Annotated in this window: 11 protein-coding genes and 1 pseudogene; 7 read left to right on the top strand and 5 right to left on the bottom strand. The window is 67.5% G+C overall.

Annotated elements, in window-relative coordinates; genetic code table 11:
- The first annotated feature begins 99 nt into the window (after positions 1–99).
- The 4 genes from K7711_RS43115 to K7711_RS43100 all read left to right on the top strand — a co-directional run bounded on the left by K7711_RS43115 (position 100) and on the right by K7711_RS43100 (position 5,722).
- Positions 100–1,047, top strand: coding sequence for a patatin-like phospholipase family protein (locus K7711_RS43115; protein WP_222978221.1), 948 nt, complete (start codon positions 100–102; stop codon positions 1,045–1,047).
- Positions 1,048–1,171: 124 nt separating this feature from the next.
- Positions 1,172–1,885: a YoaK family protein gene (locus K7711_RS43110; RefSeq protein ID WP_222978220.1), complete on the top strand. Its 714-nt coding sequence runs from the start codon at positions 1,172–1,174 to the stop codon at positions 1,883–1,885.
- Between the two features lie 104 nt (positions 1,886–1,989).
- Complete coding sequence (locus K7711_RS43105; RefSeq protein WP_222978219.1) at positions 1,990–4,068, top strand: hypothetical protein; 2,079 nt, start codon at positions 1,990–1,992, stop codon at positions 4,066–4,068.
- Positions 4,069–4,087: 19 nt separating this feature from the next.
- The gene (locus K7711_RS43100; protein ID WP_222978217.1) at positions 4,088–5,722 is read left to right on the top strand and encodes an ABC transporter substrate-binding protein; all 1,635 of its coding nucleotides are present in this window, start codon (positions 4,088–4,090) and stop codon (positions 5,720–5,722) included.
- 3 nt (positions 5,723–5,725) lie between these two features.
- Here K7711_RS43100 and K7711_RS43095 read toward each other — a convergent pair whose 3' ends face one another.
- From K7711_RS43095 to K7711_RS43075, 5 genes are read right to left on the bottom strand one after another with little or no spacing between them, the layout of a single operon-like run.
- On the bottom strand, positions 5,726–6,604 hold the full coding sequence (locus tag K7711_RS43095; RefSeq protein WP_222978214.1) for a phosphoribulokinase: 879 nt from the start codon (positions 6,602–6,604) through the stop codon (positions 5,726–5,728).
- Between the two features lie 11 nt (positions 6,605–6,615).
- Positions 6,616–7,674 (bottom strand): class 1 fructose-bisphosphatase, encoded by a 1,059-nt coding sequence (locus K7711_RS43090; RefSeq protein ID WP_222978213.1) that lies wholly within the window; start codon positions 7,672–7,674, stop codon positions 6,616–6,618.
- 16 nt (positions 7,675–7,690) lie between these two features.
- Complete coding sequence (locus K7711_RS43085) at positions 7,691–8,698, bottom strand: AAA family ATPase (protein WP_235748691.1); 1,008 nt, start codon at positions 8,696–8,698, stop codon at positions 7,691–7,693.
- 38 nt (positions 8,699–8,736) lie between these two features.
- A complete protein-coding gene (locus K7711_RS43080) occupies positions 8,737–9,159 on the bottom strand; it encodes a ribulose bisphosphate carboxylase small subunit (protein ID WP_222978210.1) in 423 nt (140 codons plus the stop codon).
- Positions 9,160–9,175: 16 nt separating this feature from the next.
- Positions 9,176–10,618 (bottom strand): form I ribulose bisphosphate carboxylase large subunit, encoded by a 1,443-nt coding sequence (locus K7711_RS43075; RefSeq protein WP_222978208.1) that lies wholly within the window; start codon positions 10,616–10,618, stop codon positions 9,176–9,178.
- 125 nt (positions 10,619–10,743) lie between these two features.
- Here K7711_RS43075 and K7711_RS43070 point away from each other — a divergent pair, with 125 nt between their 5' ends.
- From K7711_RS43070 to K7711_RS48165, 3 genes and pseudogenes are all read left to right on the top strand, one after another.
- The gene (locus K7711_RS43070) at positions 10,744–11,628 is read left to right on the top strand and encodes a LysR family transcriptional regulator (RefSeq protein ID WP_235748690.1); all 885 of its coding nucleotides are present in this window, start codon (positions 10,744–10,746) and stop codon (positions 11,626–11,628) included.
- A gap of 131 nt (positions 11,629–11,759) precedes the next feature.
- Positions 11,760–13,478, top strand: a pseudogene (locus K7711_RS48170) (MFS transporter); the annotation flags it as partial.
- Positions 13,479–14,483, top strand: coding sequence for an MSCRAMM family protein (locus K7711_RS48165; protein ID WP_308015206.1), 1,005 nt, complete (start codon positions 13,479–13,481; stop codon positions 14,481–14,483).
- Positions 14,484–14,582 lie beyond the last annotated feature (99 nt).

Here is a 14,582-nt window from a genome sequence, read left to right as displayed (position 1 = left end):
CAAGGAGCCGGCGAGATCGCGTACGTGCCGGTCGGCGCGGTGAGCGCACTGTGATAGACCGGATTCCGGTTCGTCTCGTATTGCTGAAAGGGTCCGCTGATGTCGCTCGATGAATCCGGGTCCCCGGTTGCCGATCTGATCGCCGCGCGGCGGGCCAGCGGGAGTATGCCTGGTCAGCGCACTGACGGGGCGCGGGTCGCGTTGGTGATCGAGGGTGGGTCCGCGCGGGGAGCGTATTCGCACGGGATGGCGATCGGGCTCGAGGATCTGGGGGTGTTGAGCTGCTTCGATGCGGTGTACGGGTCCTCGGCCGGTGCGTTGAACGGGGCGTGGCTGCTGTGTGAGCGGGCCAATCGGTCGCGGCGAGCCTGGCATGCGGATGTGGTGCGACGGGTGATCGATCCGGCGCGGGCGTTGCGCGGCGGGCGCGTGGTCGACACCCGGTATCTGGTGCACACGGTGTACGAGCGGATCGTGCCCATGGACTTCGCCGCGATCGTGAACTCCCCGGTGAGCTTCCATCCGATCGGCACCGACACCGCCGACGGCGCGGCGGTGGACCTGCACCCGCACATCACCGATCCGGCCTCGCTGCAACGCGCGCTGCTGGCCACCACATGTCTGCCCATCCTGGCCGGGCGGTCGGTGGAGATGGCCGGACGCCGCTTTGTCGATGCGGGACTGTCCGAATCGGTGCCCATCCACACCGCCCTGGCTCAGGGCGCCACCCACGCGGTCGTGCTGCGCACCCGACGCGTCGACGAAATCCCCAGCGTCCCTTCGGCAATCGAGACCCGCGTGGTCGCGCGGTACCTGTCCCGGCACGCACCCGGCGTGGTCCCGAACTGGCTCGCCAGGGGCGATCAGCATGCCCGCGACGAACGAGTCCTCACCGGGGATCACACGATTCTGCAGATCCGCCCACCGCTGCACGCGCCCGCGATCGGTCGCGTCGGACGCGATTCGACCGTGTTGCTGCGCGCACTGGACCTGGGCCGAGACGCAGTACTCGCGGCGTTACCCGGATTGGCGCGCGTCACCGGTTGAGCCCACCGCACCTGCCTCGGGAAGCATTCGCGGAACTTCTCGCCGATCTCCTCACATCGATGCACCCGAGGCGGCCCATCTCACAATTCATGCTCGGTGCCGCACAGATTGCTAGCCTGTCGCTGTGACCGCGAACTCGAACGACGCACGCGAACCGTTCTGGGATCTGGAAGCCCGGCTGGCCACGGCACTACTGATCTTGGCCGGATTCGTCGGCGCCGCCGCCTACACCCATTCCGAGGGATACTTCGTCACCTTCATGACCGGCAACACCGAACGCGCGGTCATCGGCGGATTCCTGGGCGACTTCCTGCTCGCGCGCGGCGCGTTCCTGCTGATCGTCTGCTTCCTGGCCGGTGTGTTCTGCGCCTCGGTCTGCCGCCGCCACTGGTGGAGCAACCACCCGCACGGCGCGACGATGCTGGCCACCTTCGCGCTGGTGATCGCCGCGACGGTGGACGCGTTCAGCCACGCGGCGAGCGTGGGACTGGTCCCGATTCTGTTCGTCGCATTCGCCATGGGTTCGCTGAATACTTCGTTCGTGCGCAAGGGCGAGGTGTCGATTCCGGTCACCTACGTCACCGGGACACTGGTCAAATTCGCTCAGGGCGTCGAGCGCCACCTCGCCGGCGGCACCCACCGCGAATGGCTCAACTATGCGGTGCAGTGGCTGTCCTTCGTCACCGGCGCCGCGATCGGCGGACTGGTCAGCCTGGCCGTGAACGGCGATGAAATGCTCATCGCCGCGGCCGTCGGCTCGGCTCTGGTCGCCGCCTACACCTGGCGCGCGGACATCCGCTGGGTGCGCCGCCAGGAACAGTCCCGTTCCGGAAACTGACTCGCGCAACAGGATTCGGGCCGACTTTTCGACTTGACAGGCACGCCTGTCGGGCAGAGCCTGTCTTCTACACACGCGATCGTATTCCGGCGGAGGGGGAATCGATGGCCGACGAGATCAGCTTGCGCGAAATCCTGCCCGTACTCGTCGAACGACTCACCGAGTCGCCGCACGACCACAATCAGCTCCGGCCACGGCCGGTGTTGGTGCTGGAGGGCTGCGGCGGTTCCGGCCGAACCGGCTTACTACTCGACATTCTGGATGAATGGAAGAATAGGACATACGCCGAACGCCTCACTTCCCGCGAATGGGAACTCGCCGACCGGGAAACGCGCATCGACCCCGAGGAACGAGATCCCTTGCGCCCCCTCATGGTCGCGATCATGGTGTGGCTGGGCAAGCGGCTGCCGGGATTTCGCCTCACCCGGATGCGGATGCTGGTGGCGCACATCGCGATCGGCACCGACTTCCGCGGATTGGCCCTCGACGACCAGTTGCGGCTGCTCGACGCCGAGCTCGACAAATATTGCGACCCACAGCAATTGCGCGGTCTGCTGGACGGACTGGCCCGATTCGTCGCGGCCGCGATCCCCAATCCTCCGCCGCCACTGAACATCGTGCTCGATGCCGCCAAGGCCGAATGGATCAGCGGGGCGGTGCCGGTGCTCGTGCGCAAGGGGATGCGCCGCAGGCTCGACCACGCCGTGAAGTGGTTCGGGCATCGTGACCTGGGCACGAGCCATGACCTCAGTATCAGAAGCATCCCCGAACATGTGCTGATCGACCTCAGTAACCATGCGCGACAACGTGATCCGGTCGTGCAGCGCGGCGTGGACGACATGCTGACCGGCGCGCTGCTGGCGGACCTGCGCGAGAGCGTGACCAGGCTCGGGTCGCGGACGCCCAACATCCTGCTGCTGCTCGACGACGGCGATCTGCCGATGGCCACGGCGTTCACCCAGTCACTGCTGCGGGTGCGCGAACTCGTCGCGGCCGCCGGAGCAGTCGCCGCCGATCCGCTCACGCTGGTGACCGCGAGTTCCGGCGCGCTCACCGCCGCGCTGTACGAACAATCCGGCGGCGATCCCGACTGGGCCCACACCGAGGTACGCGCCATCCTCGCTCCGGACAATGCGTCTGGCCACGGCAGCCGCTGGGCCCACACCGTGGTCGACCACGCCGCGCCCACCCTGGCAGCCCGCCCCTGGCTGCGCGCAGAACTCACCGGATTCACCAAGAACGAACTACTCCTGCGGGCCGGTGCCATCGCCCCGTTCCACGCCCAGACCATCGCCTCGAATCTCGAGCGCCTGGCCCACCGGCATCACGAGGCCACCGAGCTGTCGCTGCAGAAGATCAGCGCGGATCACCGGCTGTGGCGCGACATCGACGCGCTGCTGTCCAGCCGGGTCCAGCCGGACGGACGTGCTGCGGCGCAAAAGCCCGACAGCGCAGACGATCCCGCGCACCGGCACGTCCCCACACTCGAGCGGCACCTGCTACAGGTCTTCGCCGCCGGGCTCGATCCGGCCACCCGGCCCACCGAGGAACTCATCGACGCTCTGGTCACCATCTCGGCGGCCCGAAATCTGCCCGAGGCGCGGAGTCTGCTCGGTTTGCACAACCGCGACGTCATCGGCGGTGTGCAGCATCCGCTGTACACCTCCTCGACGCTGTGGAGCACACATCGCCCCGACGAGGTGACCGCACGCATGCATCCCCTCGCGCGCTATCTGGGTCTGCGGGCACTGGCTGTCCGCACGGACCCGGAACGCGACTGGGACGCCGTATTCGAACTGCTGCGTGAGCGGTGCGACAGAAACGACACGGCGGCGCGGCTGAGCTGTGATCGCTTGCTGCGCAGGCATATCGAGGTCGTCGGTGAACTGGCCGAACTGCACACGCGGCTGTCGTGGCAGGACTGGACGGCACTGGTCAGCGACATTCTCGCCACCCCCGACCCGCACGCCCGAGCACCCCGGGTCGAGGACCTGCGCGGACTGTACCGGGAGGACACCCGCGAGTGGCATATCGCGACACTGCTCGCCGCGGTGCCCAGCTGTCGAAATCCCACGGTGACCGACGACGCGACGCGCGATCGCCTGGATCACCAGATCGGGCGCGCCGAGACGTTCCTGGCCGATCCCGACACCGTCCCGTCCCGGATCCGAATCTGGTGCTGACCCGGAATTCCATCCAGGCGTGACGAATCCGCTTCCGACCGAAAGGGCCATGATGAACCACCGATGGCGGTCCCGGCTGAAGAGATGGTTCGCGCCGTGGACCGTCGCACCACCACGCCCGCTGCGCGTATGGCTGCCCTTCCTGAGCACGGTCACGACCGTCGTCATCGTGGTTCCCACCGCGATCGTGTTGGCGCCGCACATCGGGCAGCTACTCACCTGCGGTCGCGGCTGGTACACCAGCACGCCGACCTGGCACGCCGAAAACCAGTGCGTCGGACTCAGTTCGGGCCCCTACGACTTCGGCGTACGTGAATTCGCCCCCGTCATGCGATTGATCCGGCAACAGAACGACAGTGCCGCAACCAATTGCCCCACAGGCACACCCGTCACCGTCGGCGTGCTGCTGAGTCTCACCGACCCGTCGGTCGGCGGCCGCGCCCTCGACCAACTCGAGGGCATGGCCGCAGCGCAACGCCGCGCGGACGATTCAGGATGCCTGCACCCGGTGAAGCTGCTGATCGGCCAGCTCGGCGACGATCAGCACGGGCCCGGCCCCCGTGCGGTCGCACAGGCGATGGCCGCGCGCGCGGACGTGGTGGCCGTCGCCGGGGTCGGGCTCAGTTACCAGAGCACCACCGAGGTCGTGGGAACCCTTACCGCGGCGAAGCTTCCGACCGTCGGGGACGTGGTGACCGCCGAAGGTTTCGACCAGGACGGTTCGCGCCGCGATCAACCGATCTACGACGGTTGCGATGCGAAGGAGACCTACCAGTACGGCGTCGGTAAGGATTATTTCTATCGAGTCGCGTTCCGGGTGGCGGTGCAGGTCGATTCGCTGACGAAGGTCGCCGCGAACTCCCCCGACTTCGTGATGGTCCCCACCGGCACCACCGACCCCTACACCTGCACCGCACTGCCCCTGCTGCACCGCGCCCTGCACACCGAGGCACCGGATGTGAAGTTCGACGCGACCGAACCCAGCACCGTCGTGCAGACCGCCGAAAGAGTCTGTGCCGAAACCAAAGACGTCACGGTCGCCTATCTGGCCCGGGGCCGGGACCTGAGCCGGTTCCTGTTCAGCGTGGACCAGGCGTACGGCAACGGCCAGTGCGCCGCGCCCTCGATCACCGTGATCGCGACCTCCGACGCGGTGCGGCTGTCCACGCCCGAACCCGATCCGGTGCTCGAGGATCTGCGCAGCAAGGCGTTGAGCTCGGCCAGCTTCACCAGTGGCCGGGTGCGGCTGCTGTCGAGCATGATCGCCGACACCCACCGCCCGGCCGACGACACCGCGTTCCTGGACTACCAGAACGCCTTCACCGCCGCCCGGCTCGACCACTCCCGCCTCGAGCAGGGCTGGGCGGTCAACGGCTACGACGCGGTGACCACCATCGCCACCGCGGTACACACCCTGCCCCAGCACGAGCCGGTCACCCGCGGGCAGGTCAACACGGTGATCAGCGGATACAACGCACCCGGTCAGGCGATCCCCGGCGCGGGCGGGCCGATCTACTTCGACAACGCGGGCAACCGCGCCGACTCCGCGCCCGCGGTGGTCCGGGTGTGCCCGGTCGAGCGTCGCGAGGACCGCGAATCGCACACGGTGCGGACCGTTCCCGTGCAACCCGGACAGCCGTACCCGGCCTGCTGAGGCTCACACCCGGCTGTTCGGGCGTTTGTCCATCAACCGCAGGATCAGCGGGGTGAAGATCAACTGCATCGCCAGGTCCATCTTCCCGCCCGGCACCACGATGCAGTTGCGCCGCGACATGAACGAATCGTGCAGCATCGACAGCAGATACGGGAAGTCGATCACCTTCGGATCGGCGAACCGGATCACCACGAAACTCTCGTCCGCGGTCGGAATCGTGCGCGCGACGAACGGATTGGAGGTGTCCACCGTGGGCACCCGCTGGAAATTCACGTACGTGCGGGAGAACTGCGGGCAGATGTAGTTCACGTAGTCCGGCATGCGGCGCAGGATCGTATCCAGCACGGCCTCACCGGAATACCCGCGTTCGGTCTTGTCCCGGATCACCTTCTGAATCCACTCCAGATTGATGATCGGCACCACACCCACCAGCAGATCGGTATGCCGGGCCATATCGACCTTCTCGGTCACCGCGGCACCGTGCAACCCCTCGTAGAACAGCAGATCACTGCCCGGCGCGAGCTCCTGCCACGGCGTGAAGGTGCCCGGCGGCTGCCCGAAGGGTTTGGCCTCGGCCTCGTCGTGCAGATACCGGCGCACCAGACCCACCCCCGTCTCGCCGTAATCGCGGAACAGCGCCTCGAGTTCGGACAGCAGATTCGCCTCCGGACCGAAATGCGAAAAGTGCCGATCCGCGTTCTGCTCCGCCTCGGCCATCGCCAGCGCCATCTCCCCGCGATCGAACCGGTGGAACGAATCCCCTTCCACCACAGCGGCATCGATCCCCTCGCGGCGGAAGATCTCCTGAAAGGTCCGGGTGACACTGGTCGTGCCCGCACCGGAGGACCCGGTGATCGCGACCACGGGATGTTTGAGCGACATCGCACCTCGTTTCAGTGGCCCGCGGGCCGGAACAGCGACCGCGTGCCGAACAGCGACGCGTCGAACCGCGGCCCCTCCTCGGGCTCGCGGTGATAGCGCTCGATGCGCTCGACCTCCCGGCGCGAACCGAAGATCAACGGCACCCTCTGATGCAGATCCCCCGGCGGCACCTCCAGCACCCGCGCGTGCCCGGTCGTGGCCGCCCCGCCGGCCTGCTCGACCACGAACGCGATCGGATTCGCCCCGTACAGCAGCGACACCCGGCCCGCACACCGGGTGTCGTACGGATACAGGTAGACCCCGCCGCGGGTCAGGATGTGGAAGGTGTCCGCCACCAGTGAGGCCACCCAGCGCATGTTGAAATCCCGCCCGCGCGGGCCGTCCACCCCGGCCAGGCATTCGTGCACGTAACGGCGCACCGGCCGGGCCCAGAACCGCTCGTTGGCGGCGTTGATCGCGAATCCCGACGTGTCCTCGGGGATGCGCATACGCGGATGGGTGAGCACGAACGCGCCGATCTCCCGATCCAGGGTGAAACCGTCCACCCCGTCCCCGGTGGTCAGCACCAGCATCGTGGCCGGGCCGTACAGGGTGAAACCCGCGCACACCTGCCGCACTCCCGGCTGCAGGAAGTCCCGCGCGCCTGGTGCGCGGGCGTCGTCGGGGCAGCGCAGCACGCTGAAAATCGTTCCCACGGGCAGGTTCACGTCGATATTGGATGAGCCGTCCAGCGGATCGAACGCCAGCAGATACTTGCCGCGCCGGAACTCGGTGGGCACCGGATGGAATCCGGTCATCTGCTCGGACAGCAGCGCCGCGAGCGGGCCGGTCCACTCCGATTCGGCGACCATGATGTCGTTGGCGATCGCGTCGATCCGGCGATGCTCCGCGATCGGCGCCGGGTCCGCCGCACCGGTGTCCACGATGCGGCCCCGGGTGACCTGATTGGCGATGATCTTCGTCGCGGTGGCCACCACGTTCAGCAGTGCGGAGAACTCACCCGAGGAGCCGGGATGGCGGTGTTCCTGCGCGATCGTGTACCGGGTCAGTGTCTCGAGTCTCTCGGACATCGCGTCTGTCAGCTCCTCACGGATCGTCCCCGTCGTCGCGACGCCCGGCTCCGTCGTCGGTGACGGGGACCGGATCGGCGTCGCGGAACACGCTGCTGCCGTACACATCCGCGGCGGTCAACGTGATCAGCTCGGTGCGCCGCAGCGGCCGGTGCAGGTCCACCAACCGGCGGGCCTGGCGCAACCGGCAGCGCTCGAGGGCGTTGCGCAGGCTGCGCGCGTTGGCGAATCGCGGTCGGGCCATCCGCAATTCGAGATATTCGCCCAGGGCGGTGACCGCGCCCGGATCCAGGGCGAACTGCTCGCCCCGGGCCATCAACTCCGCGATGGCCATCAGCTCGCCGTGGCTGTAGTCCGGGAAATCAATGTGGTGCGCCACCCGCGAGGACAGGCCCGGATTGGCGGAGAAGAACGTCTCCATCCGATCCGGGTACCCGGCGAAGATCACCACCAGGCTGGCGCGCTCGGTCTCCATCTCCTGCAACAGGATCTCGATCACCTCCTGCCCGTAGTCGCGTTCGTTCTCCGGGCGGAACAGGTAGTACGCCTCGTCGATGAACAGCACACCCCCGGCCGCGCGCGCCAGGGCCTCCTTCGTGCGCGGCGCGGTGTGACCGATGAACTGGCCCACCAGGTCATCGCGAGTCACACTGTGCACCAGCGGTTTACGGATGTAACCGAGTGCGTGCAGCAGATCCGCCATGCGCAGGGCCACGGTGGTCTTGCCGGTGCCCGGACCGCCGGTGAAACTCATGTGCATCGTCGGGCGCGCGGCCGCGAGCCCGAACCGGGCGCGGGCCCGATCGATCAGCAGCAGCGCCGCGATCTCCCGCACCCGCGTCTTGACCGACGACAGACCCACCAGTTCCGCGTCCAGCCGCGCCAGGGTGCGCTCGACCTCCCTGGTCGCGGGATCCTGCGACAGATCCAGCTCCGCGTCCGGACCGAGAATCTCCGGCCCGCACGACTCCGGACCGGGCGCCTCCCCGGGCGGGCTGCCCGAGACCGGATCGGGACGATGCATCCGAAATCCGTTGCCCGCGTTCGTCATCGCATCCGGCCTCACTCGCGGTACCGCTCGCCGGGCGGCTGATCGCTGGCGTACGCGGCCCATCCGTACCGCTGCGCGCGATCGTCGGATTCGGTGCGCGTCAACCGGAATCCGGGTTCGACCGGCGGGCGCTGCACCAGGAAACTCAGCGCGGTGGTTTGACGCCCGTACCGGGCGTCGTAGGCGGTCACCCGGATGTAGTGGCGCGGCAACGCATCCCGGCACGCGGCGATCTCCGCCAACACCCCGTCGGGTTCGTGCAGGTCGAACATCGGCAGCCCCCACATCTCCCAGTACACGTTGCGCGGATGCGGATCGTCGGTGTACTCGATCGACACCGGCCAGTTGTTCAGCAGCGCGTACCGCACCTGCGCGCCGATCTCGGCGTCGGACAGTTCCGGCAGATGCGAGAAGGTCCCCTGACGCACATACATGGCAGCCCTTTCTGATTCACAGCGTCGCCGTGGGTACGGCGTCGGGAGCGTCGGTGGAGGTGTATTCGAAGGTGACCTCGCCCCACACCGCCAGCGCGGCCTCGAGCGAACGACAGCCGCGCGCGGCCGCGCGCAACACCGCCGGGCCCTCGGTGAGCAGATCGCGGCCCTCGTTGCGGGCCTTGACCACCGCCTCGAGCGCCACCCGATTGGCCTCCGCGCCCGCGGCGATACCCATCGGATGTCCGATGGTGCCGCCGCCGAACTGCAGGATCACATCGTCACCGAACAGATCCAGCAGCTGATGCATCTGCCCGGCGTGGATGCCGCCCGAGGCCACCGGCAGCACGCCCGGCAGACTCGCCCAGTCCTGATCGAAGAAGATCCCGGTGCCCGCGTCGGCGGGGATGTAGTTCTCCCGCAACGTGTCGTAGAACCCCTTGACCGTGTTGCGGTCACCCTCGAGTTTGCCGATCACGGTGCCCGCGTGCAGATGATCCACCCCGATCAGGCGGCACCACTTGGCCAGCACCCGGAAACTCACCCCGTGCGTCTTCTGCCGGGTGAAGGTGGAATGGCCGGCGCGATGCAGATGCAGCAGCATGCCGTTGCGCCGCGCCCACGTCGACATCGATTGCATCGCGGTGTATCCGACGGTCAGATCCATCATGATGATCACGCTGCCGAGTGATCTGGCGAATTCCGCGCGCTCGTACATGTCCTCCATGGTGGCGGCGGTGACGTTGAGATAATGGCCTTTGAGCTCGCCGGTTTCCGCGATCGCCCGATTCACCCCCTCCATGGCGAACAGATAGCGATCACGCCAGCGCATGAACGGCTGGGAGTTGATGTTCTCGTCGTCCTTGGTGAAATCCAGTCCGCCCCGGCACGCCTCGTACACCACGCGCCCGTAGTTGCGCGCGGACAAACCGAGTTTGGGTTTGACCGTCGCGCCCAGCAGCGGGCGCCCGTACTTGTTCAGATATTCCCGCTCGGTGACGATTCCGTGCGGCGGGCCGGGGAAGGTCTTGACATACGCGACCGGAATGCGCATGTCCTCGAGCCGCAGCGCGGCCAGCGGTTTGAAGCCGAATACGTTGCCGATCACCGAGGAGGTCAGATTGGTGATCGACCCCTCCTCGAACAGGTCCAGATCGTAAGCGACATAGGCGAAGTACTCGCCCGGACGACCCGGCACCGCATCGAGCCGATAGCATTTGGCGCGATAGCGGTCGTGCGCGGTGAGCCGGTCGGTCCACACGACTGTCCATGTGGCGGTGGAGGATTCGCCCGCCACCGCCGCGGCGGCCTCGATCGGGTCCACGCCCGTCTGCGGGGTCACCCGGAACACCGCGAGCACGTCGGTGTCCCGGGGTTCGTAGTGCGGATCGTAATAGCCCATCGAGGCATAGGACTGCACGCCCGGATCCCAGCGGTCACGAGTGGATTCCTCGGCCATATCTCCTCCTGTGCGAGCGAGCCTGTGCGCCTTGCAGATTCAGGATGCGGGCGGGCACCTCCACGGACAATTCGATTGTTTCTCGGCACGCTCAACCGAACAGTTGAGTTTGCTACCGTCTGACGATGGGAACGGTGAGTGCGGTCCGGATGGAGACGTATCTGGCCGTGGCCCGCCACGGCAGCATTCGCCGCGCCGCCGCGCAGCTGCACATCACCGAGGCCGCTGCCTCGGCGGCTGTCGCCCATATCGAAAAGCAGTTGGGCGCGAAACTGATCGCCAAATCCGGGCGCGGGATCGTACTCACCGATGCCGGGCGCGTGTACGCCGAATACTGCCGCAGCATTCTGGGATTGATGCGCGAGGCCCAAGCCGCGGTGCGCCGCGCGGATACCGGACGATTGCGGATCGGGGTGGTCGCCACCGCCGGGGAATACGTTCTGCTGCGTCCGCTGGCCGCGTTCCGGGACCGTTATCCCGATATCGAAGTGGGGCTGTCGATCCATCCGCGCGATATGTTGTTCCTCGAATTGCAGCACCACGAAAGCGATCTCGTGATCGCCGGTCGCCCGCCGCGCGAGGCCGGGCTGGTGGTGCGCGCGCGCCGGCCGAGCCGTCTGGTGGTCGTCGGCTCACCCGGCCGCTGCCCGGATCCGCTGCGCGCCACCTGGTTGCTGCGCGGGCACGGCTCGGGCACCCGCGCGACCACCCTGGCCCTGCTGGACCGGTTGCAGATCCGCCCGCCCACACTCACCCTGGGCACGCACGGCGCGGTGCTGGCCGCCGCGCGAGAAGGGCTGGGCGTCACGCTGATCCACGGCGACGCGGTCGAATCACACGTGACCGCAGGACATCTGGAGATCCTGCCGGTCGAGGGCACCCCGCTGGACCGGCCCTGGTTCGCGGTCACCACTCGCACACCGACCCCACCGGCCCGGTTGTTCATCGACCATCTGCTGCATCACGCCGCCCCCGGCGACCGGGCCTTCGAAGCGGTTCCCGCGCCCTGATCCTCTACCACGCCGAGCGTATTCCCGGCCGAGGTGTGACCAATTCCCTATTCACTCCATTTAGTTAGTTAGCATATTGCAACTATATTGAGTGAGGCACTATTCACGGCAATCCTCGGGGAGAGGGACTCTTGGCTTCCGCACAAACTTCCGCCGACCTGGACGTCGGCGACGTCCAGACCGTTCGCCGGCGGCTCCGCGTCGACCACGATCACCCGCACTACAAGTGGGTGGCGTTGTCGAATACCACGCTGGGGATGCTGATGGTCACCATCAACTCCTCGATCGTGCTCATCTCACTGCCCGCGATCTTCCGCGGCGTGCACCTCAATCCGCTCGAGTCCAGCAACGTCAGCTACCTGCTGTGGCTGATGATGGGCTTCCTGCTCACCTCCGCGGTACTGGTGGTCATGTTCGGCCGCCTCGGCGACATGTTCGGCCGAGTCAAGATCTACAACGCCGGATTCATCGTCTTCACCGTCTGCGCGATCCTGCTGTCCTTCGACCCGTTCGACCACGGCGGCGGCGCGATCTGGCTGATCGCCTGGCGAGTGGTCCAGGGTGTCGGTGGCGCCATGCTGATGGCCAACTCCTCGGCCATCCTGACCGACGCCTTCCCCGCCAAACAGCGTGGTTTCGCCCTGGGCATCAACCAGGTCGCGGCCGTGGCCGGTTCGTTCCTGGGCCTGCTGCTGGGCGGGCTGCTCGCCGAGTGGGACTGGAAGGCCGTGTTCTGGATCAGCGTGCCCTTCGGCATCATCGGCACCATCTGGTCCTACCGGTCCCTGCACGACAACGGCCAGCGCACCCCCGGCTCGCTGGACATCCCCGGCACCCTCACCTTCGCCATCGGCCTGACCGCACTGCTGGCCGGTATCACCTACGGCATCCAGCCCTACGGCAGCTCCAACACCGGCTGGGGCAACCCCTGGGTGCTGACCGGCGTCATCGGCGGCCTGGCGCTACTGGTGATCTTCTGCATCATCGAAGCCAAATCGCGCCAGCCCATGTTCAACATGTCGCTGTTCCGCAACAAGACCTTCGCGCTGGGCAACTTCGCCAGCCTGATGACCTCGGTCAGCCGCGGTGGCCTGCAGTTCATGCTCATCATCTGGCTGCAGGGCATCTGGCTTCCCCAGCACGGCTACAGCTTCGAGGACACCCCGCTGTGGGCGGGCATCTACATGCTGCCGCTGACCATCGGCTTCCTGGTCTCGGGCCCGCTGTCGGGCTATCTCAGCGACCGCTTCGGCGGACGGGTCTTCGCCGCGGGCGGCCTGCTGCTGGCCGCGATCACCTTCGTGCTGCTGATCATCATCCCGGTCAACTTCAACTACTGGCTGTTCGCGCTGATCATCCTGCTCAACGGCTTCGGTATGGGCATCTTCACCTCGCCCAACACCGCCGAGGTGATGTCCTCGGTGCCGGCCAACCAGCGCGGTGTGGCCTCGGGTATGCGCGCGACGCTGATGAACGGCGGTATGGCGCTGTCGATCGGCATCTTCTTCTCGCTGATGATCGCGGGCCTGTCCGGCACCCTGCCCAACGCGATGAACTCCGGACTGCGCGACCAGGGCATCCCGGCGAACGTGGCCGATCAGCTCTCCAACACCCCGCCGGTGGGCAGCCTGTTCGCGACGTTCCTGGGCTACAACCCGTTCAAGGAGATGATCTCCCCCGACGTGCTGAACCAGCCCGGCGTGAACGGCGACACCATCACCGGTGAGCAGTTCTTCCCGCACCTGATCTCCGGACCGTTCCACTCCGGTCTGATCGCGGTGTTCATCGCCGCCGCGGTGATGCTGCTGCTCGGCTCGATCGCCTCCTGGTTCGCCAAGGGTGACTACGCCGTGGACGAGGCCGCCGAACTGGCCGAGGCCACCCGTGAGGGCATCATCGACGACACCGAGCAGCTGCCGGTGCCCGCCACCAACGGGCACGCCGTCGCCAGCACGCTCACCGCGCCGGCGCCCGCGACGTTCCGGGCTCCCGCCGCACCCTCGACCCGCCCGCTGGTCGCGGACGGCCGCGCCATCAGCGGCCGGATCGTGCGCTCGGACGGATACGTGGTGCCCGGGGTGGCGCTGACGCTGATCGACCAACGCGGACACCAGGTTTCGCGGGCCACGGGCAATCAGCAGGGCGAGTACGTCATCGAGCCGCCCACCGCGGGCAGCTACGTGCTGATCGTGTCGGCCGGTGGGCACCAGCCCGCCGCGGTGAACGTCACTGTCGACGGCCACCCGCAACGCCTGGACGTGCCGCTGCAGGGTTCGGGCGAGGTGTCCGGCGTCGTGCGTTCGGCCGATGATCTGCGGCCGCTGGCCGGAGCCACCATCACGCTGACCGATATGCGTGGCGAGGTCGTCGGGGCCGCGGTCTCCGGCACCCGCGGCGACTACGCCTGCCAGGGCGTGGTGTCCGGGGTGTACACGCTGGTCGCGGTCGCCGAGCACATGCGGCCCACCGCGATCACGCTCACCGTCCCCGACAGCGGCGTGCTCGCACAGGACGTCGAGCTGACCACCATGGCGGTGCTGAGCGGTTCGGTGTGGGCACAGGGACGCGCCGTGCCCGACGCCCAGGTCATCGTGCAGGACGCGACCGGGGGCATCCTCGGCTCCGCCCGCACCGACGACGAGGGCCGCTACAGCGTCACCGATCTGGTCGAGGGCCAGTACACCGTCGTGACCCGCGGCTACCCGCCGGTGTCGAGCCGGGTGCGCATCACCGGCTCGCAGGTCTCGCACGATCTGGAACTCGGCTTCGACCTGCCCGCCGACGCCGGACACGGTATCGCGAGCAACGGCAGCAACGGCCGCCACGCGGCGGACATCACCGCCGAGGTCGAATAGTGATCCACGTGCGGTGCGCGGCGGCACGATTCGCCGCGCACCGCACGCCCCGGCGCCCCGCACGACGGGCATACTTGCTGACACAGTCAGTGCGGGTAT

The sequence above is a fragment of the Nocardia coffeae genome (assembly GCF_019890715.1).
Lineage (GTDB): Bacteria > Actinomycetota > Actinomycetes > Mycobacteriales > Mycobacteriaceae > Nocardia > Nocardia jiangxiensis.
Note: the sequence above shows the minus strand (reverse complement) of the source record. Positions and strands in the feature narration are given on the sequence as shown.